Raw genomic sequence first — 18,945 nt, 5'->3', positions numbered from 1 at the left:
AAGGAGGAGAGTTCGTGAAAGGTGTCATTTTGGCGGGAGGAACGGGTACGAGACTATATCCGCTGACAAGGCTAATTAACAAACATTTGCTCCCCGTCGGCAATTCGCCGATGATCACTTATGGAATAGAACAGCTGAAATTGGCCGGAATATCGGATATCCTGCTTGTCATCAGCAAACAGTCCGCCGGGTTGTACACCGACTTTTTGGGCAGCGGGAGCACTATGGGCATTAATTTAACCTACAAGATCCAGGAGGAAGCCGGAGGAATCGGCGAGGCGCTGGAACTAGCCCGAGGCTTTATCGCTCCCGGGGAGCGGTTCGTGGTCTTGCTTGGCGACAATCTGTTTCTGGACCCCTTGAAGCCTTATGCGGAGAAGTTTCAACGACAGCCTGCAGGAACTGCAAGAATTTTGCTGAAAAAAGTGAGCGATCCCGGAAGATACGGGGTCCCGGTGTTCGATCAGGATCATCCGAAACTGATCTCTTTCATTGAAGAGAAACCCCAGCAACCCAAATCGGATTACTGCGTAACCGGTATTTATATGTACGATGACCGTGTGTTTGAGCATATTGCGGCCACGAACCCGTCGGACCGGGGCGAGCTTGAAATAACAGACGTTAATAACTTGTATGCGATGGAAGGAAAGCTCGAATACGATATTCTTCGCAACTGGTGGACGGATGCGGGGACGTTTGATTCATTGCTCGAGGCTTCGCGGCGGATGAAGAGATTCAAGCGGTAAGGAGATGTTTGAGGCGGAGGATGGACGATGAGGAATAAAAGGATCTCGGGCAAGAGCAAACGGGTCCCCGGAAGAATCCGGGAACCCCGTGGGCAAAGAAGAAAAAGACCAGGCAGGTTACTCAGGAGATACCGGCGGCGGAGAAGCTTGAGCGGGGGATTGCTCCGTTCAAGAAACAGCTCGAGGATAAAAAGACAAGTCAGACCTGAGAAAATGGCGGCTTTGGATTTGAAGGAAATGCAGCCGACTGAGGCGCATGATGCCGGACATCTTCAAAACCGGGTGGAAGAGAACGGACAAACTCTGAATGAAGTACAACCTGATCCGAATTTGTCCGATTCTTATAAATCAGGGTTTCGTGAGGGTTACTTTGAAGGAGGGGAGGCCATTGTAACCCGCTTGCTTCCTCCTCATACGATACTCCCTGGCGTCACTGCGGAGGATTTGATCGCATCAGGGATCAGGCATCTCGCTCCCGGCTCGCTCCTTCCTCTGCTCACTCCGTCGGAGGCGGCCAGCGCTTTGCGCGATGCCTTGGACAGCGGGCAGCCTTTGTCGCTTGTCCGGCTTGGCGACGGCGAATTGCTGACGCTGGCCCATGATATTGTTATTCCTACGGACGAAGCGCGGCGGAGAGGGCCGTTTCTTCCATATGCCGGAGTAGAGCTGCCGGCATATGATATTCGTGAGAAGCTGGCTGGCGCGCTACGCCAAGCCGATATTATCGGTGTTCCCATTTCCCGCCACTCTTCATTCCAGGGCTTACTGTTTCCGGTGTTATCCCATTATGGGCTTGATCCGGCAAGACTGCGCCTCGCTTCTTCTACTGTAAACTATGAGCTTGCCGAAGAGGGGCTTATGTTGCCCTTGCTAAGAGGCAGGAAAGTACTGATTGCCGGGAATCGGGCTGAAGGACTGGCGTCAGTGCTGCAGCGGGAAGGCATTGAAGTCGTCGGCCTCGTGACCCCGATTCGAGGCGTTTATGATGCAGAGGCAGCCGTTCAGCAAGCATCCGGGTATAGTTTTGACATAGCTCTGGTGGCGGCGGGGATCGCCGCAGTTCTGATTTGTACCGAAATCGCCAGTCGGCTCGGCAAGTGTGCATTGGATTTCGGTCATTTGGCCAACAAGCTGGAGAGCGGAGAACAGGGGCTTCGCTGAAAGGAGGGCACATGCACAACCCAAATAGACTTAGACCCACGCGTGGAAAGAATAGCAGGAAAAGAGGGGGGTCTCCCCTCCCTTTATTCGATCAGGGGTATCAAGCCGGTTATGAGAAGGGAAGAGCCGTGGGATATGTGGACTTTGAGCAACCGTTTGAAGGAACCAGCATCATAATCCCGACATTCAATAAGAAGGAATTGTTGCTGCAATGTCTGGACAGCATCGAAGCCCATACCTCCTTCCCTTATGAAGTAATTGTGGTGGATGATGCATCAAGCGACGGAACTTCGGAAGCGTTGCGGCGCAGACGTAAAGTACGCTTAGCGGTGCATGCCGATAATGCGGGGTTTGCGGGCTCCGTTAACACAGGATTAATGATGGCGAAAGGGCGTACGGTGCTGGTGTTGAACAATGATGTGCTCGTTACAGAGAACTGGTTGTCCAACATGCTCGATTGTTTGAACAGCGGTCCTGATATCGGGGCCGTCGGGCCTGTTACCAATTATATCGGGGGCGAGCAGCAAATCGACGTACCTTACCGGGATATCGCGGATATGTGGGAATTTGCGGCCAATCATAACCGGAAGGATCCGCAGCGATGGAGGAGAACCGATCGCCTGGTCGGCTTTTGTTTGTTGATGAAACGCGAAACCATGATGCGGACCGGATACTTTGATGAAGGCTACCGGGTGGGCAATTACGAGGATGATGACTGGATGATCCGCCTCCGGTTGCAAGGCATGAAGCTGATGATTGCCGGAGACGCCTTCATTCACCATTTTGGTAGCGAGACAATGAAAAGCCTGGATCATCGGGATGTATCGCAAATCAGCAGAGCGAACCAGGACTATTTCCATCTAAAATGGGGAAATGTACATGAGCGGCTCGGACAGGTTGAAGCGCAGCGAGGCAAAGAAGGGGCCGGACCCGCAGTCGAAATCCGGTCAGAGGGCTGTCCTGTACAGGTTCTAGCCAGCAGCGGAACCGGCACTCTGTATTGGCTGCAACAGGGAACCAGGTACAGAATCAAGGGAGTCGATGCCGCATCGTTAGCGGTACAGTTTCCGTCCCTATCCGCCGTAAGACTGTCGCAGCGTACGTTGCAGGGAATTCCGTATGGCGGGGAATGGGAGCTGCCGGAGGCGGTGCAAGCGATAACGAAGGCAATGTCGCCAGCGGAACGGTTCGGCGAAGGCTCCGTGATGAAGCTGCCTGACGGTCAATTGTATCAAATGGATCGGGGAATGGCCCGTTTGTTCTGGACCCCGTATGCCGCCGAGGTTTGGGGACTGGCGGACAGAGCCCGTCCGGTCTCCCCGGACGAAATTGCAGCTATCCCGGAAGGACCGTATGTCCTTCCCCCGATTCAACTAAGATCGTCACTACTATAAGAGGTTGCTCAAAAAGTCATCTTTCCATGACGATGTAGATCATGAAGCGGATTCGACGTCGAATCTTGAATTCAGCCGGGCCTTCCGTTGCTCACGTACCCTATTGTACGCTCCGCTACTCAGTCCCTAGCTTCATCCAACCTTCTTGATCCTGAAAACCTGACTTTTTGAACCCAGACTATAAATTTAAGCGGACCGCGGTATTATTGCGGAACGCGGAATGACGCCCCGGCATATGCTGAAATCAGTAGAATGCCGGGGCTTTTATGTCTGAAACGACGGAGTCCCGATTCTTAGGTTAAATGGAGGGGCTGACAAGTGGAGCAGAAAATAACAGATATCATTATGCATATGGGGCATTCACACCAGCAACTGGCCCGTATCATTGACGCCGAGCGCCATATCACCGTCAGATTGTCGCAGATCGTACATGCGCTTCCGGATCAGGAACCAAATTTCGAAGGTGTGGAAGGACTGATGGATAATTCCTCGTCCATCAACAAGAGCTTGATCTCTTATTTGAATTCAATTGCCGATTTGGAAGAGGCTATGGCGGAAAATCTGAGCCAAGTCATCGCTGAGCTGAAGGGCTCGGAAGAGGAATAGCTGAAGAAGCGGAGGTGATCAAATGAGCAGGGAGCATGCCTATCTCAATATGCTGGATGCCATGGCCAAAATTCAATGGAATGTGTCCATGATGCTCGAAGCCAAAGCACTGGAGGCGGAGAAGGTGCGCAACTGGAGCTTGAATCATGTGCATGCGCATAGCTTTAGCGACCATGAGAGCCAGCTTGCAAAGCCGCTTGGCGTTCATGACGAAATGGTGGAGGTTATTGAAGGGCTGACTAAAATGGAAAATGGCTTATGCAGCAATTTGAAGTCATTGCTTTCTTCGGCCGAGAGCAGCGGGGGCGATTCGGGAGGATTCGGAGATTTATTTGGCGGGGGTTCGGGATTCGGGGATGAGGAGAAGTGATGCTTACCCCTTCTTTACTGAGCGAGAGGGAAGCCAAGCTCCAACTGATCATCTCCATCTCTAGAAGCCAAAATGCGCTGGCCCGCATTCTTGACAGCATGGCGGATGTGTCGGCCTGCTCCGAAGAAACGGCCCGTTCCTTCATCCAACAAGCAGACCGGATGACGCGGTTTCAACAGGCCATGGCGTCCATGCTTGCGAATATCGAGCTGCATCGCCAATATACAGGCATCCCCACAGCCCCTTGGCTGAACGCGGATAAGGTAACACCCTTGGAATCATTTACAAGCAAACAGGAGGCAGATGAACGAAATGGCGCTTAAAAAGAGACGTACGACATTAAGCAAAAGAAAAAGCGGAATAAAACGCTCGAAACGCCGTTTGAAGCGCGTTAGGAGAACGCTTGGAAAGAGAATGCAGGGACGTCGGATCAAATCCCGAAAAAGGAAGCTGATTCGCGGTAAAACACGTCGGAGAAAAGCGGTACGGCGGCGTCTTCCGGCTACGGAACCGGCCCCGGCCCCGGTTCCAGCTCCTGTGGAACAAGGCGACCCTGCCGCTTTATATCAGGAGGGGTACAACGAATCCTATCAAAACGGTTTCAATTCCGGGTTTGCCAAAGGCTTTGAAGACGGTCATAAATTGGCATATCAGGAGCAAGAGTTCAAGTAAATAATTCCTTACTGATTTTATCCAAGGCTTTTCTCTAATATAGGGAAAAGCTATTTGTTTGCTTGGGACAAGCAGGGGCATTCGCCAATTTTAGAAACGTCAGGGTAGTCATCCATGCCGGTGGATTAGCCCTCCGCATATAGTTATAAGGTCAAGAGATTAACCCATAGATAGGATTGAATGCCGTGAACAGTGCAAGAAAACGACTCCGGAAAACCGGCAAATCGGCAGCACACCATCAGGGATGGGCCGAAGGATACCGATTCGGAGGCTGTCGGGCAGTCATGGAGCGCACAGGAACCCCGGCGGCTCCGAAGGGGACGCTCCGTGTGCTTTATGTTCAACAGGGATTTGAATCCGTGGATCAAGGCATGATTCGGGCTCTTCAGACATTGACGGGAGAACTGGAGGTGACGGGTCCTAAGGAAATGCTGCAAAGGGCAGAACAGTTCCGCCCGGATTTGGTACTGGTTCTGAATGCTATGCACGTATTTCCCGCCGAGCACAGCCAGCATATCGATCTGATCCGAAGCTGGGGCATACGCACGGCGGTGTGGTTTGTGGATGATCCGTATTTTACCGATCAGTCTCTGCAATTGGCAACGCACTACGACTACGTATTCACGCATGAGCTTTCCTGCGTGCCTTTCTACCGGGAGGGTGGCTGCAATAAAGTTCATTATTTGCCGCTTGCCGCCGATTCAGAAATGTTCGCGCCGATGCATGCGCCACGCTCCTACCAGTCCGACGTCTGTTTTATAGGAAGCGCCTTTTGGAATCGCGTAGCCCTGTTTGACGAACTTGCCCCTTATCTGGCGCAAAAAAAAGTGGTGATCGTCGGGAGTTTATGGAACAGGCTCAGTCGCCTCGACCTTCTCCAGCCCCATATCCGGGATGGATGGATCGAACAGAAGGAAACCCGGATTTACTATAACGGGGCCAAAATCGTAATAAATTTGCATCGGCCTACGGAAGCGGGTCAAGACAATGCGAATACGGCGAATCTCCGCGGGCTTTCCATCAATCCCCGAACTTATGAGATCGCCGCTTGCGGGGCTTTACAGATTACGGATGTGCGGGAGGACCTTCATCAGCATTACCGCCCCGGCTATGATATCGAGACTTTTGCCTCGGCGGATGAATTAAGAGCCAAAATCGATTATTACCTGGAACATGAACAAGAACGGGCCCAGATGGCCTGGAGATCGCTCTGGACGACCAGACAGCGGCATTCTTATACAGACCGTATTGCACGGATGCTTGCCATCCTGCAGTAAATCAGGCAAATCATTCAAGGAGCGTGGAAACTTTGTCAAAACATGATCGCCTCACAGGTACTGCAAGAGGAGTTGCAAGAAGAAGGAACGCAAGAGCGGTAAGAACTGCAGTAACAGCAACGCCCGTTCCTGTAATCGCTCCTGCTAGGCAGGATGGCAGAAATGCCGGCTTTCAGGCCGGATTCGATGAAGGATATTTGCGTGGAAGAATGGATGTGATAAGCAGTCGTCCAGGACCGGCATTTCCGCTCCGTCAGATTCATGTTATGTATGTGACTTCCGGCAAAGGGTATCCGTATTCCCCCGTGGATGAAGGAATCATTGAGACTCTTCGTACTCTTGCGGCAACCGTTACGGTCACGGACCCGACCCAGAACGTCTCACAGCAAGCGGAGGAGGCGCGTCCCGATTTGGTTCTGGCCTTGGACGGGTGGCATTTGTCCGCAGAACATGTGGATTCGATCCGAAACAAGGGAATCAGGACGGCCCTTTGGCTGACGGATGATCCTTACTATACGGATATCACCGCGGATCTCGTCATGCACTATGACTACATCTTTACGCTTGAACTGAATTGCGTCGATTTTTACCGGCAGCGGGGATGCGCCAATGTTTACTACCTTCCTTTTGCCGCCTATCCCGGCTATTATCGGCCGCTTCGCGAGCGCGCGGAGAACCCCCGCAATCTGTCGTTTGTCGGCAGCGCCTTCTGGAACCGGGTAGAATTCTTTCAACCGGTTATCCATGAACTGATGGATCGGGGACTTCATATCAACGGATTTTGGTGGGACCGTTTATTTGAGCCGGGCGCTTATCCGGGACGGGTGGAAGCGGATAAATGGATGGGACCATTAGATACGGCTGCTATTTACAGCAGCAGTAAAATAGCCATTAACCTGCACCGTTCGTTCAACGATACTTCGGTCAACAATAACACGGCTATGATCGAAGCGGTGTCTCCCAATCCGCGGACGTTCGAAATATCGGCAAGCGGCACGCTGCAGATTGTCGACATCCGCAGCGATATCGTGAACTTTTACACGCCGGGGGTAGAAATTGAGACGTTCAGCAATTCGTCGGAGCTGATCGAGAAAATTGATTATTATTTGAGTCATGAGAAGGAGCGGCGTGAAATTGTGCTGCGAGGGCTGGACCGGACCCTGCGGGAGCACACGTATGCTCACAGGTTGAATGAACTTTTGCTCCATGTTTTCGGCTGAATACCGGATTCGAAATTATTCAATAATTCGCCTGGGGATGCCGCTTTCTCATGATTCTTCGCTCCCGACAAATTGGTGGGTAAGCCTGCAATATAGGTGTACCTGTCAAACCAGCAAACGACACATATACTGTTGTAGAGGTTGTTCCAGAACTCCTCATTTGAACCCGTGCTTACTTTCTTCCAAACTTCTCGACAGAACGGAGAATGATCATGAAAGTTGTTATTCTGGCAGGAGGGTTAGGTACCCGGATCAGCGAAGAAACCGACTCCAAGCCCAAACCGATGGTTCGGATCGGTGACAAGCCGATTTTATGGCATATCATGAAAATCTACGGTTATTATGGATTCAATGATTTTATTGTTTGTTTGGGGTATAAGGGCGAAGTCATCAAAGAATATTTCGCCAATTATGTGCGAAACGATTCCGACATTACCTTTGATTACAGAAACGGACATTCCCAGTTTCATAATACGCGGACCGAGCCCTGGAAGGTTACTCTTATCGATACCGGCTTAGAGACGATGACGGGAGGAAGGCTCAAACGCGTACAATCCTATGTCGGCGACGAACCGTTTATGCTAACTTATGGCGACGGAGTAAGCAATGTGCCTCTGACCGATCTTGCGGCATTCCATAAGTCACATGGCAAATTGGCTACTGTGACCGCCGTGCAGCCGCTTGGCAGGTTCGGAGCCTTGACCATCGGCGAAGACGGCAAAGTTCAAAGGTTCAACGAGAAGATGAAAGGGGACGGTAAGTGGGTAAGCGGCGGTTTTTTTATCTTGCAGCCGGAAGTGTTTAATTATTTGGCCGACGACAAAACGGTTTTCGAACAGGAACCGCTCGTTAATCTGGCCAACTCCGGACAACTGCTTGCTTACCGGCATAACGGCTTCTGGTACGCCATGGATACGCTGCGAGATAAGCAGCACTTGCAATCCCTTTGGGACTCCGGGCAAGCTCCATGGAAATTATGGAAGTAGCTTGGGGAAACTCATTAACGCAAGAGAAGAATACACCCGCCAAAGAGACATTTTGAACGATAAAATGATCCTTTGGCGGGTGTTGTGCTGCGGGGACTAAAAAAAGGAAGGGCGCCGGAGATAACTCCTGCCCTTCCTTTTTGTTTAGCACCGCTCTATTCAAGTATGAGGTCTGATCCGTTACTCGTTATTTAAAAGATCGGGTACTAGCGATTACATACTCGATCTCCTCAGCGGTCAAGTCGGGGAACAGCGGCAAGGTGACAAGTTCCTTCCATACTTTATCGGCAACCGGGGTTTCCGCCGGATATTTCATGAACAGAGGCTGCTTAGGCAGAGGCATGTAATGAACGCTTGTAGCTATGCCGTGATCCCTCATATGCTCGATAAAAGATTCCCTGTTTTGCACACGCACCATGTAAGCCCAATAAGAAGAGTCCTGCAGGTGGTAAGGGAAGGCGGCCTCGATTTGTGCCAGGTCTTGAATGGAGGCCAAATATTGCCGGAGAATTTCTTCTCTTCGCTGGTTCATGCGGTCCAGCTTCTTCAATTGAACGAGTCCGATGGAAGCCATTAAATCATTCATATTATACTTATAGCCGATGTCCGAGATTTCATAATACCAGCTGTTCGTATCCGGACGTCCCAGCTCAGATTCCTCATAGCGCTCCCAGGTGTCTTTATTGATGCCGATCCATCGGGATTGGCGCAGGGGCTTTAACAATTCGGGATCATCGGAGGAGATCATGCCGCCGTCTCCGGTCGTCATACATTTCTTCTCTTCAAAGCTGAAGCAGCCGATATCCCCCCATGTTCCCAATGCCTTGCCTTTGTATTTGCCGCCCGCCGAATGAGCGCAATCCTCAATGACCTTCAGGCCGTGCGATTTCGCCCAAGACACCAAGCTGTCCATAGGCACCGGATGCCCTCCGAAATGAACGGGCATCACGGCGACACAGTCCTTGTCGACCTTCCGCTCCAGATCCTCAAGACTGATGCCCAGCGTGCTCTCGTCGATATCGACGAAGACCGGGATCAGCCGATTGTACAGGACAGCCATGGCCGTCGCAGCAAATGTCAAAGCCGGAACCAATACTTTTTTACCTTCCGGGAACCTGTAGGCGGATAAGGCCAGATGAAGCGCTGCGGTGCAGGAGTTGACACCTACCGATTCCTGTGAACCGATGTATCCGCTCCATCGCCGTTCGAATTCCGTAACCTTCGGCCCTAAACCAAGCCATGCACTGTTGAACGAGTCTTGAATACTCTCAAGCTCATCCTTGCCGACGGAAGGTTTAAAGAGTCTGACTTTCATGTCCATCCCGCCTTTCATTCCGCATGATTGGACCTCAGTATTTCCAAAAACGATTCCCGCTTGATCCTCATCGTGACCAGTTCGCGCTCAGGCTCTCCGTCCACTTCCGTAGGAGCGGGAAGCCAGCGCGTGACGCCGTTCTCTTCTGATTTGACCAGCGGGCTTCGTTCTACTTCTTCAGCACCCAAGCTTTGATAAATACGGATTGCCCGGTGGTTATCCGCAACTACACGGATATAGCCGACCCGGACGTCCAGCACTTCGATCGACCAAATACCGAGCGTAATCAGGGCGTAATTCATAATATTACCGAATTTCCCCTTCCGTCCGCGCAGCAAATTATCGTATTCGCATTGCTTGGCAGTTTCATCGTAATGGAGCAGTCCTACCTGTCCGACAGGCGTACCTTCCTCATCTTCCACAAAAAATAAAATCCGGTCATCCGCATTCAACACCTGCTGTTCGATCCATTGCCGGGTCCCTTCTTCAGATAGGGGAAACCGGGTCGTGAACCAGGCCGAGGAAGCTTCCCTCCATTCGGCAATCAGCTTGATCTCGGCTTCATTGTGAACGGTAGCCATCGTTATCGGCCGCAATCTGCCGCGTGCGACGCCTTTTACCATAATCGGAATACAGTGGGAAGAAAGGTCGCCTGCCGGGGGGTGTTTGAAGGTTCGTAAAATTTCACTCATGTTGAACGATCCTTTCTATCCTTGGTTATTTATAGCCGTGCATTTGGGCGAATCTTTCAAAAACTTTATAATCCATCTTGGCTACTTTTTGGGCGTATTCATTTTGGGACAGTTGTTCGGAATGGAAGCGCAGGTAGCTTAGAGGCTGTACCATATAAACGGCGTTGCCATGGGTCATCAGATTGAACCAGGATGCCATATCCACGGCAAAGAATACCTGTTTGCCTCCCAAAACGCCGAAAGGTTCAGTAAGAGCCCGTCTCCGGAACAAGGCGGTCGTAGGTTCTCCAATGAAATTGGTCTGGGTGGACAGCATAAGTCTTGTCAACTTTCTGCCGCCGACGATCGTATCGCGGGGATAGAGCTGCTTGAATGTCCCAAGAGGCGGGACATAGACGCGGTTACCTTTGGCATCGATAACTCTTCTTTGGGAGGTAACGAGCACAACGTCCGGGCGCGTCAGGAAATAGTACATCATTTTCTCAATCTTCCGCGGATGGAACAAGTCGTCGTCGTTCAAATAGTTAATAAATTCGCCTTGGGCCAGTTTGAGGATTCTTTGCTGGTTGGCGATCGGGCCGATATTCTCCGGATTATGATAATAGCGGATGACGGATCCTCGCGGCATGGCCTGGTAGCGTGCGACGATTTGTTCCGTAAGCTTGTTGGTGCTGTTGTCGCTGACAATAACTTCAATGTTCGGATAAGTCTGGACCATGGCGCTTCTCAAAGCCTGTTCGAAAAAATCCGGACGGTTAAAAGTCGGAATCAAAATACTTACTAACGGCTTCATAAGATCTCTCCTTTACTTTTTACGCCTGCCGGCGTTTGAACTCTTCGAGCGTAGGGAGACGCAAATCTCTTTCCGAAATGATCGGTTTAAGAATGGGCCAGGTAATACGCAGGCTTTCATCGTTCCAGATAACTCCGCCTTCATGCTGAGGGGCATAAGGTCGGTCCACCTTGTATACGATCTCGCAATCTTCTTCCAGTGTGCAGAAGCCATGGGCAAAACCTTTTCCGATATAAATCATTTTGTTGTTTTCTTCCGTCAGCAGAATGGAGTCCCAATGGCCATAGGTGGGAGAATCCGGTCTTAGGTCGACGAAAACGTCATAGATCGCCCCTCTGCATACCCGAATGAGCTTCGTTTCTGCGTAAGGCCCGTGCTGCAAATGCAACCCCCTTAACGTCCCTTTTTTTTGGGAAAAGGACCGGTTCTCCTGTACCCAGTCCCAGTCCAGTCCATGATCCTTGAAGATCTTCTGATCATAGGTGCGCGTGAAATGGCCGCGGTGGTCGTTATTGGGGTGAAGGGTTATTTCGTAAACCCCCTGCAGTTTGCACGGAGTGATGATCATTCCGTCTGCCCTCCTTTCATATAAGCGTCGATCTGCCGTAGACTGAATGCTCTCATATCCTGTTTCCGATGGCAGGCTTTGTACCATTCGACGGTTCGGGCCAAGGTCGCACCGAGGTTCCATTGAGGCTTCCATCCCAAGGTCTGTCTGGCCAGTGAGCTATCCAGGCTCAGGTAATGGGCCTCATGCGGATGGTCCGTCATCGGATCCGTAATATAGGAAGCTCCTTCTCCCCATTCTTCGCACAGACGCTGCACTAGCAGCTGCACGGAAACTGCATTTCCGTAATCGGGGCCGAAATTCCACCCCCGGGACAAGGCGGCGCCTGAGATTGTCAATTTTTGAGCCAGCAGAAGGTAACCGTACAAAGGCTCCAGCACATGCTGCCACGGCCGGATAGCTTCGGGGTATCTGATCATAATCGGTTTCTTGTTCCGGATCGCACGGACACTGTCGGGAACCAGGCGATCTTTGCTCCAATCCCCTCCACCGATGACATTGCCGGCTCTCGCCGTTGCTACAGATACCTTCGGGGCACCGGAATCAAGAGGATTAAAGAAGGCTCTCCGGTAACTGTCCGTAATGATCTCCGATCCGGCTTTGCTGCTGGAGTAGGGGTCGCTTCCTCCGAGGCGGTCGGTTTCCCGGTATCCCCATGTCCACTCCTGATTGTCGTAACACTTATCGGAGGTGACATTGACAACCGCCGAGATCGAAGCGCCATTTTGTACGGCCTGCCTGACTGCTTCCAATAAATGAACCGTACCCATCATGTTGATCTCGAACGTCGCGGCCGGCTCGGCATAGGATTCCCGGACAAGGGGCTGGGCGGCCATATGGATCACGATATCGGGGGCTGTCTTTTGCAGGGCGGCCGCTAAAGAGTTGTAATCGCGAATATCGTGAATATAGGAAGAAACAATTTCATCCATACGGCAAATTTCATAAATGCTAGGCTGAGTGGCAGGACGCAGAGAATACCCGGTGACCGAGGCGCCCATCGCATGGAGCCAAAGGCTAAGCCAGGTCCCTTTAAAGCCCGTATGCCCCGTAAGAAACACCTTTTTCCCTCTCCAGAAGTCCGGATCCAGCCCCAGCTTGTCGAGCCTCATTTCATCATCCCCCCTCTCCTTTTTGTTCGAATCAATGAAGTTAGTTATTTGTTCATAGGCATCATATGGCTGAGTGGATAGACTTGAAACTGGCAAAAAACTATAGAATTACTAATTTCGAAAAATATGTATTCATCCAATCACGGCCGTGTTTTCTGCATAATATAGCAGCGAGAAGGGAGGGAATACCCAATGAGTGATTTAGAAATCAGATTGCAGCAAATTATGACATTGCTTCAGGGACAGGTAATGGATGAAAATCATCCGCTGGGCAAAATTTTCCGCAAATTGGGCGAGGTGCAATCCAACGCGGAATCCGTTCGAGACGGCGGTGCCGATCAGGAGACCCTCGGTCAGTACCAACAACAAATCGCAGCTCTTGATTTAGATGAGGGAACGAAATCCGAACTGCGTTCGGTTTTTGCCGAGGCAGCCAACGATGGAGGAACTGGAACTCCTTCCGCCGGTCTGAATGAACAAATTTTGAATGACTTGATGAAACAACTGAGTCATATTCAATCCCTGATCAGGGATCCGAATGTCGATCCTGCTGCGGCCCTTTCCATGATCCGTCCGTTTTATGAAGAAGTTAGCGCTGTTGTTCAAAACCTCGCAGGTTCATTTAACTTGAACGGAAGCTCGCTTCTGGCTTCCTTGCAGGCCATACTGAGAAATAATGCGCGCTGATTTTATGTTTTGATAAAGAGGCTTTCCCGAAAGGTGTGAAGCATAACCTCCAGGGAAAGCCTCTTTAATTTTAAAAACCAAGGGGCGAGCCGTTTGATAGACTCCGGCACAGTTTGCACAATATTCCGCTCCTGCTAGTTTCCGTATTCAAGTGCTCTGTATATATATGAAAGTGTAAGAGCTCTTAATAGAGCTATACCATACTGAAATGGAGGTTTTGAGAACATGGCTGCCCAAACGAATTTGGAAGATTTGGTTAGTTTGATCGAAAAGGCTGTGCGGCCAGGTCCGCTGGCTCGTCTGTTAGGGTCGGATTCCGGTTCGAAAGAGCTGACGGATTTACTTGCCGGCTTGTCCAAGACAGGAACGACTTCCCAAATAACGTCTTCGTCTTCTTCCATCAGCGATATTATCAATGCTATTCTAGAAGCTTTGGGAATCATTACTCCTTCGCCATTTGAAGCTATTGCTCGCAGAAATCTTAACAACAATGTTCTGATTACAACGACAGCGGGAACGGTTGAAGGTGTAATTACGGAAGTTGGCAACTGGCACGCGGTGTTGACGGAAGCCCAAGGCAGTACGGTTATCGTCAATTTCGCCAACACGTTGGCCATCGATATTGAAGGATTGGGAGGGGGAGCAGCATGAATAGCTTTGCCAGAAGAGTCGCCGCTTTAGTAGGCCAGAATGTGCAGGTAGCAACCGCGGTCGATACGATTACAGGCACCCTCGTATTTTCTGACGACACCTTTATCCGCTTAAATACGAGCGGTATAGGCGGTTATGGAAACCCTAGAGCAGTTTCTGTTCTGACATCCGCCGTCGCTTACGTACGGGCGGTGTAATGAACGAAGCCGTGAACGGAACGCGCAGACTTTCGATTCTTGTCTTTGCTTCCGGTACCGGAGAGGGGCTAAGTGAAACGGTTAAAGCTTGCCGGATGCTAGGGCCCGCGGAAATCATTGTATTGGCAAACGGTTTAGCCGAGAAAGCAGCTGCAGCAGTTTCTTCCTCAGGCTGCAAAGTTCACGTGCTTGACCCGGCATTATCCAGAAACCGCCCGATTGTTGTTCCGGGCGGTTTCCGGATTTTCGCAAACGCCGTTTTGTATTTGGATGCAGAAATGAAGTTGGAACCTGCCTTGCTTAGAAAGTTGGTCGAACCGGTGCTATATGGTGCGGCTCAAGCAGTCTTTCTTTCGGAAGACCGGCCGCGGCAGACTGATATTTACCCGAATCCGGAACGGGCTTGGGCTGTTTGGTGGAACCGGACTCTCGGCAGGCCGGATTTGCGGGAAAGCAGCCTGTATGCTTTCCCCTTTGTATTATCGGGCCAGGCGGCAGATTTGATCGCCGGAGATTTCGCGGCCAACCCCGCTATGGGGATGGCCAAACTAATCAAAAGCGGGCTGCGTCTTGAACGACGGACAGTGCTTATGCAGGAAGAAAGAGGGCGCTCTTTTCGTCCGGAGTGGTTTGGTGGACTTCCTTCGGAAACGACAAGGTATGATCGGCTTGTCGCGGATGATCACTTGAGTGCTTTGGAGAAGTTGTCCCTATCGCCAAGAGGAGGCCATACGGACGGCAAACGGAGGCGCGATATCGTTCGGCAAGTGCTGGAACGGAAGAAGCTGGCCGTTGTCCAGGAGGGAGCCAAATTACCCGTCTCCGGCTTGTACGGGGGAAAGAGCCTCTCTGTCATTATTCCGGCATGCAATGAAGCTGGCACGATTGCCCATGTAGTCCGGCAAGTCCGGCGCCTGGAGCCTGCCGAAATCATCGTGGTCGACAATGGTTCGAGTGACCACACCGCTCCACTGGCATTTGAAAATGGGGCTAAAACGGTTCGTTTAGCTGAAGGCCTGGGAACCGACTGCGGTCGGGCAATCGGAGCTTTTCACGCCAAAGGCGATATTCTTCTGTTCGTTGACGCTGACTTTGTTATGTCCGCGGCTGAATTGTATCCGTTCGCCTTGGCCATTTCCCGGGGGTATGATGTCGCTTTGAACGACAGGAATTATCTTCTGGAAATGGGGATAGACGATCCGGTGATTTCGTCGATATACGCCTTGAATAACGCCTTGGGACAAAAGGCGCTCGGTGCTTCTTCGATGACGACGGTTCCGTTTGCAATCAGTAGGCGTGTATTGCAGCGGGTAGGGCCGGAATGCTTGCAGTGTCCGCCCAGAGCGCTATCCGCCTGCTTATCGCACGGATTTAAGCCGGTGCTGGCGGGACGAGTTTATCTGGAGAAACGAAACCGGGTAAGACCAGACAAACATATAGCCGTTTCCGGACTGTCTCCGGCAGCCAGCCAGATCGTAGGCGACCATATCGAAGCAATGCTCAATTTGAATGAATATAACAAATAGAAGAAAGAGATCACGCGCATGACGGGCTCATGCGCGTATTTGCAAAATAAGCTGCGAAAGGCGGTGTATCGATGCGTTATCCCCGTGTTTCCGGGTTGGTCAGTGTGGTAGTCACCAACTATAACAAAGCCGATTACATTGAAGAATGCCTGAACAGCATAGCGAAGCAAACTTACAAACCGTGGGAGCTGATTATCATTGATGATCATTCTACGGACCATTCCAGGGAAAGAATCGAACGGTGGCTTAAAGGACGTTCCTATCCGCCGGCGTGTTCGGCACTATTTATTCCGCTCCCGAGAAATGTTGGCTTTTCCGGCGCCTTGTCTCACGGATATTTTATGAGCAGAGGAGAATATATTGCGGTTCAGGACTCGGACGATTGGTCGCATCCTGACCGGCTGCACAAACAAGTGGAGCATTTAAAGGCAAACCCTCATATTGATCTGGTCGGATCCAATTATACGGCGTTCAAGGTTGATGCTGAGGGGAACCTCCAATATACGGAACCGAAATGGCTTAAATATGGGGAACATATTATGACTTCCTATAATAAAGGCCGCCATTGCATTTGCCACGGAACTCTCTTGTTCCGGGGACAACTGTTCGACTCCATGGGCGGACCTACCCGCAAAACGGACGGTGCCGAAGATTACGAGTTTATCGCGAAAAGTTTGGCGAATCAGGCGAAAATCGATAATTTAAGAGATGTTCTCTATTACTATCGGTTGCACCCCGATCAACGGTCACGTGAATTTTACTCCCGAAAAGGGGGCAAATGAGTTGGGCGGAATAAGGGTGCTTATGGTAATGGACAGCATGGATTACGGGGGGACCGAGACCCATGTTCTGAGCATAGCCGGGATCATGAAAGAAGCCGGTACCCATATTGTAATTACAGGGGAAGGCGGTCCGCTCACCAAACAGTTTGAGCGACAGTTCGTGACGAAGCTGACTCATCGGGCATTTCCCGGAACGGAGGCCTATGAGCGAAGCGTTACGGAAATGGCGGATTTAATGGTTGAAGAGAACATTCAGGTCGTCCATCTCCATCAAACTCCTTCAGGGCTCATTGCCGCACTTGCCGCAGAAAGGCTGGGTATTCCCGTCGTCTTTACGGTTCATGGCATGTATTATCCCAGAAACGAACTGCAGGATGTGCTGAGCCGGACTACCGCTATCATTAGCGTAAGTAAACCGGTTCAATCCTATTTGCAGCGTATGGATATCGATTCCCTGTTAATCCCTAACGGGGTGGATATCAATCTGTTCTCCCCTTCGGATTCGGCAGCGAGAGAATTGCGAAATAAACTGGGGATCTCCGAAGATGCTACGGTGCTCCTCTATGCAAGCCGTCTGGCTTGGGGTAAGGCGAGTGTATGTTCCAACTTTTTATCGGCCTCCAAACATCTCCGTTCTTCGGGTTTTCCGTCACTTGAGGTCGTAGTGGTAGGGGGCGGTCTGCAATATGGAGAGTTGGAACGGCTTAAGGAACGCATCCATTTGGAGGCGGGCAATTCCTTCATTCATATGGTTGGAAATCAGGACAATATGCCGGATTACTACAGGATGAGCGATTGCGTAGTGGGAACGGGAAGGGTTGCTCTGGAGGCGATGGCTTGCGCCAAGCCGGTTCTTGCCGCAGGCAATGCCGGTTATCTGGGGTGGGTAGGACCTGATTGTTACGATACCGCTTGGAATCTCTACTTTGGAGATCATGGTTCTCTTAGGGCCGCCAATCGACTTGTTTTGATCGAAGCGCTCCGCAAAGGAATATCGAATAAAGATAGTTTGATGTATTTAGGCGGAAAAGGAAGAGATTGGGTAGTTAAAGATTTCAATGCGGAGAAGACCGCCCTATCGACTTTACAGGTCTACAGGCAACTATTGGATGAAAAATCAACACGGAACAGGAGAGGAAAGGAATGAAAAAAGTTCTATACCTAGGCTGGATCGGTTTCAAAAACCTTGGTGACGAATTGTTGTGGGAATTGTTTAAACAGCATTTCGATGGGCGCTATCATGCCGAATCGGTCGAGCTCATTCCTTCAAAGCCGGGAGTTCCAGTGAACGATATGAACCTGTACGATACGGTAATCCTGGGGGGAGGTTCCCTGCTGGTCCCAGGTTATGTCGACTTGGCCCATAATGCTCTCCTTGCCGGTAAGAAAGTGGCCATTTGGGGCACCGGCTTTGACTGTCTTGAGCAACCGGCGGCACTGAATGGCAAGTGGCTGGACGAGAAAACAGCTAATAAAATTGCGGAGCTCGTGAAGGGAGCCTTCTATTTTGGGGTTCGCGGGCCGCTGACCTACCGGGTGCTGGAGGCGGCAGGGATTCCTCTGGAAGGGGCCATAGTCAGCGGAGACCCCGGAATTTTACTTCCGGTGCCGAGCGTTCCCAAATCAGAGACGAAACGGAAGATCGCCATAAATTGGGGTACCACTTACAATAAGCTCTTTGGAAGGGACGAAATCCGGGTGGAGGACGAACTGGCCGCTGCGGCTCGGGAATGGAGCAGGCAAGGCTACAGTCTTTACCTTTATCCCGTATGGGGACCGGACCGTGCGTCGCTGGAAAGGCTGGCGGGCAAAATCGGAACAGACGCCGATATCGAAGTGGAACAAAAACTGCTTGGAACCGCTCCTTTGACGGAGAAACTGGCCGGATGCCATTTTTCCGTCAATTTCAAACTCCATGCCAATTTGCTGTCGTATGCGGCCGATTTGCCGTTCATTACTCTGGGCTACCGTTTCAAATGCTTCGATTTTGTACAATCCGTCGATTTGCTTGATTTTATTATACCCACGGATACCCCGGATCTTGCGGCAAGTTTGCGAAATAGCTCCGCCTGGCTGGAGAGTGAACGAAAGAACGTAATCAGGAAGATCCGGGCACATCGCCAGACATACAGCCCGCTGCTCACGATTCCCTTTGACCGGAGCCTCATTGTGTAGCCGTTTTATCATCTA

The 18,945-nt window shown here is 51.1% G+C and carries 22 protein-coding genes; 17 read left to right on the top strand and 5 right to left on the bottom strand.

The annotated features are described in order from the left end of the window. Window positions 1-14 precede the first annotated feature (14 nt). From KB559_RS17640 to rfbF, 10 genes are all read left to right on the top strand, one after another. A complete protein-coding gene (locus tag KB559_RS17640; protein WP_211023397.1) occupies window positions 15-746 on the top strand; it encodes a sugar phosphate nucleotidyltransferase in 732 nt (243 codons plus the stop codon). A gap of 213 nt (window positions 747-959) precedes the next feature. Beyond that, on the top strand, window positions 960-1,907 hold the full coding sequence (locus KB559_RS17635) for a GT-D fold domain-containing protein (RefSeq protein WP_247681919.1): 948 nt from the start codon (window positions 960-962) through the stop codon (window positions 1,905-1,907). A 128-nt stretch (window positions 1,908-2,035) separates the two neighbouring features. After that, window positions 2,036-3,301, top strand: coding sequence for a glycosyltransferase family 2 protein (locus KB559_RS17630; RefSeq protein ID WP_211023395.1), 1,266 nt, complete (start codon window positions 2,036-2,038; stop codon window positions 3,299-3,301). A 318-nt stretch (window positions 3,302-3,619) separates the two neighbouring features. Next, window positions 3,620-3,907: a nucleoside-diphosphate sugar epimerase gene (locus KB559_RS17625; protein WP_211023393.1), complete on the top strand. Its 288-nt coding sequence runs from the start codon at window positions 3,620-3,622 to the stop codon at window positions 3,905-3,907. Between the two features lie 22 nt (window positions 3,908-3,929). Then, window positions 3,930-4,277 (top strand): alpha-helical endospore appendage domain-containing protein, encoded by a 348-nt coding sequence (locus KB559_RS17620; protein WP_211023391.1) that lies wholly within the window; start codon window positions 3,930-3,932, stop codon window positions 4,275-4,277. Continuing rightward, complete coding sequence (locus KB559_RS17615; protein ID WP_211023389.1) at window positions 4,277-4,600, top strand: hypothetical protein; 324 nt, start codon at window positions 4,277-4,279, stop codon at window positions 4,598-4,600. Before KB559_RS17620 ends, KB559_RS17615 begins: the two co-directional genes overlap by 1 nt. Further along, complete coding sequence (locus KB559_RS17610) at window positions 4,590-4,949, top strand: hypothetical protein (protein WP_211023387.1); 360 nt, start codon at window positions 4,590-4,592, stop codon at window positions 4,947-4,949. The genes KB559_RS17615 and KB559_RS17610 overlap by 11 nt, the downstream gene beginning before the upstream one ends. Before the next feature lie 185 nt (window positions 4,950-5,134). Then, entirely contained in the window at window positions 5,135-6,226 is a 1,092-nt protein-coding gene (locus KB559_RS17605; RefSeq protein WP_290406535.1) for a CgeB family protein, read from the top strand. A 32-nt stretch (window positions 6,227-6,258) separates the two neighbouring features. Further along, the gene (locus KB559_RS17600; protein WP_247681917.1) at window positions 6,259-7,446 is read left to right on the top strand and encodes a CgeB family protein; all 1,188 of its coding nucleotides are present in this window, start codon (window positions 6,259-6,261) and stop codon (window positions 7,444-7,446) included. 212 nt (window positions 7,447-7,658) lie between these two features. Further along, entirely contained in the window at window positions 7,659-8,432 is a 774-nt protein-coding gene (rfbF, locus tag KB559_RS17595) for a glucose-1-phosphate cytidylyltransferase (RefSeq protein WP_211023385.1), read from the top strand. 187 nt (window positions 8,433-8,619) lie between these two features. Here the strand turns inward: rfbF and KB559_RS17590 are convergent, their stop codons facing one another. Genes KB559_RS17590 through rfbG form a run of 5 tightly spaced genes read right to left on the bottom strand, consistent with a single transcriptional unit; the run spans window position 8,620 to window position 12,912 of the window. Next, a complete protein-coding gene (locus KB559_RS17590) occupies window positions 8,620-9,747 on the bottom strand; it encodes a DegT/DnrJ/EryC1/StrS family aminotransferase (RefSeq protein ID WP_211023383.1) in 1,128 nt (375 codons plus the stop codon). A 14-nt stretch (window positions 9,748-9,761) separates the two neighbouring features. After that, window positions 9,762-10,439 (bottom strand): GNAT family N-acetyltransferase, encoded by a 678-nt coding sequence (locus KB559_RS17585; protein ID WP_211023379.1) that lies wholly within the window; start codon window positions 10,437-10,439, stop codon window positions 9,762-9,764. Window positions 10,440-10,464: 25 nt separating this feature from the next. Beyond that, window positions 10,465-11,232: a glycosyltransferase family 2 protein gene (locus KB559_RS17580; RefSeq protein WP_211023377.1), complete on the bottom strand. Its 768-nt coding sequence runs from the start codon at window positions 11,230-11,232 to the stop codon at window positions 10,465-10,467. A gap of 19 nt (window positions 11,233-11,251) precedes the next feature. Further along, window positions 11,252-11,800, bottom strand: a complete 549-nt coding sequence (gene rfbC, locus KB559_RS17575; protein WP_211023374.1) for a dTDP-4-dehydrorhamnose 3,5-epimerase — start codon at window positions 11,798-11,800, stop codon at window positions 11,252-11,254. Further along, window positions 11,797-12,912, bottom strand: a complete 1,116-nt coding sequence (gene rfbG / locus KB559_RS17570) for a CDP-glucose 4,6-dehydratase (RefSeq protein ID WP_211023372.1) — start codon at window positions 12,910-12,912, stop codon at window positions 11,797-11,799. The genes rfbC and rfbG overlap by 4 nt, the downstream gene beginning before the upstream one ends. Window positions 12,913-13,104: 192 nt before the next feature. Between rfbG and KB559_RS17565 the strand changes: the two genes are divergently transcribed. The 7 genes from KB559_RS17565 to KB559_RS17535 all read left to right on the top strand — a co-directional run bounded on the left by KB559_RS17565 (window position 13,105) and on the right by KB559_RS17535 (window position 18,930). Beyond that, complete coding sequence (locus tag KB559_RS17565) at window positions 13,105-13,599, top strand: hypothetical protein (protein ID WP_211023370.1); 495 nt, start codon at window positions 13,105-13,107, stop codon at window positions 13,597-13,599. A 225-nt stretch (window positions 13,600-13,824) separates the two neighbouring features. After that, on the top strand, window positions 13,825-14,250 hold the full coding sequence (locus KB559_RS17560; protein WP_211023368.1) for a hypothetical protein: 426 nt from the start codon (window positions 13,825-13,827) through the stop codon (window positions 14,248-14,250). Next, window positions 14,247-14,447 carry a hypothetical protein gene (locus KB559_RS17555; protein WP_211023366.1) on the top strand — a complete coding sequence of 67 codons (201 nt, stop codon included), beginning with the start codon at window positions 14,247-14,249 and terminating at the stop codon, window positions 14,445-14,447. The genes KB559_RS17560 and KB559_RS17555 overlap by 4 nt, the downstream gene beginning before the upstream one ends. After that, window positions 14,447-15,973, top strand: a complete 1,527-nt coding sequence (locus KB559_RS17550) for a glycosyltransferase family 2 protein (protein ID WP_211023364.1) — start codon at window positions 14,447-14,449, stop codon at window positions 15,971-15,973. Before KB559_RS17555 ends, KB559_RS17550 begins: the two co-directional genes overlap by 1 nt. 71 nt (window positions 15,974-16,044) lie before the next feature. Continuing rightward, the gene (locus tag KB559_RS17545) at window positions 16,045-16,755 is read left to right on the top strand and encodes a glycosyltransferase family 2 protein (RefSeq protein ID WP_211023362.1); all 711 of its coding nucleotides are present in this window, start codon (window positions 16,045-16,047) and stop codon (window positions 16,753-16,755) included. Window position 16,756: 1 nt separating this feature from the next. Beyond that, window positions 16,757-17,902: a glycosyltransferase gene (locus KB559_RS17540; RefSeq protein ID WP_211023360.1), complete on the top strand. Its 1,146-nt coding sequence runs from the start codon at window positions 16,757-16,759 to the stop codon at window positions 17,900-17,902. Continuing rightward, window positions 17,899-18,930, top strand: coding sequence for a polysaccharide pyruvyl transferase family protein (locus KB559_RS17535; protein WP_211023358.1), 1,032 nt, complete (start codon window positions 17,899-17,901; stop codon window positions 18,928-18,930). Before KB559_RS17540 ends, KB559_RS17535 begins: the two co-directional genes overlap by 4 nt. Window positions 18,931-18,945: the final 15 nt, after the last annotated feature.

The sequence above is a fragment of the Paenibacillus sp. Marseille-P2973 genome, from assembly GCF_018101095.1.
In the GTDB taxonomy this organism is placed as follows: domain Bacteria; phylum Bacillota; class Bacilli; order Paenibacillales; family Paenibacillaceae; genus Fontibacillus; species Fontibacillus vini.
The sequence above is the reverse complement of the archived record's forward strand: the minus strand, read 5'-3'. Positions and strand labels throughout refer to the sequence as shown.

Coding starts and splice junctions, on each gene's coding strand:
- KB559_RS17635 (WP_247681919.1), top strand. CDS start 960: ATGGCGGCTTTGGATTTGAAGGAAATGCAGCCGACTGAGGCGCATGAT.
- KB559_RS17620 (WP_211023391.1), top strand. CDS start 3,930: ATGAGCAGGGAGCATGCCTATCTCAATATGCTGGATGCCATGGCCAAA.
- KB559_RS17615 (WP_211023389.1), top strand. CDS start 4,277: ATGCTTACCCCTTCTTTACTGAGCGAGAGGGAAGCCAAGCTCCAACTG.
- KB559_RS17610 (WP_211023387.1), top strand. CDS start 4,590: ATGGCGCTTAAAAAGAGACGTACGACATTAAGCAAAAGAAAAAGCGGA.
- rfbF (WP_211023385.1), top strand. CDS start 7,659: ATGAAAGTTGTTATTCTGGCAGGAGGGTTAGGTACCCGGATCAGCGAA.
- KB559_RS17590 (WP_211023383.1), bottom strand. CDS start 9,747: ATGAAAGTCAGACTCTTTAAACCTTCCGTCGGCAAGGATGAGCTTGAG.
- KB559_RS17585 (WP_211023379.1), bottom strand. CDS start 10,439: ATGAGTGAAATTTTACGAACCTTCAAACACCCCCCGGCAGGCGACCTT.
- KB559_RS17580 (WP_211023377.1), bottom strand. CDS start 11,232: ATGAAGCCGTTAGTAAGTATTTTGATTCCGACTTTTAACCGTCCGGAT.
- rfbC (WP_211023374.1), bottom strand. CDS start 11,800: ATGATCATCACTCCGTGCAAACTGCAGGGGGTTTACGAAATAACCCTT.
- rfbG (WP_211023372.1), bottom strand. CDS start 12,912: ATGAGGCTCGACAAGCTGGGGCTGGATCCGGACTTCTGGAGAGGGAAA.
- KB559_RS17565 (WP_211023370.1), top strand. CDS start 13,105: ATGAGTGATTTAGAAATCAGATTGCAGCAAATTATGACATTGCTTCAG.
- KB559_RS17560 (WP_211023368.1), top strand. CDS start 13,825: ATGGCTGCCCAAACGAATTTGGAAGATTTGGTTAGTTTGATCGAAAAG.
- KB559_RS17555 (WP_211023366.1), top strand. CDS start 14,247: ATGAATAGCTTTGCCAGAAGAGTCGCCGCTTTAGTAGGCCAGAATGTG.
- KB559_RS17550 (WP_211023364.1), top strand. CDS start 14,447: ATGAACGAAGCCGTGAACGGAACGCGCAGACTTTCGATTCTTGTCTTT.
- KB559_RS17545 (WP_211023362.1), top strand. CDS start 16,045: ATGCGTTATCCCCGTGTTTCCGGGTTGGTCAGTGTGGTAGTCACCAAC.
- KB559_RS17535 (WP_211023358.1), top strand. CDS start 17,899: ATGAAAAAAGTTCTATACCTAGGCTGGATCGGTTTCAAAAACCTTGGT.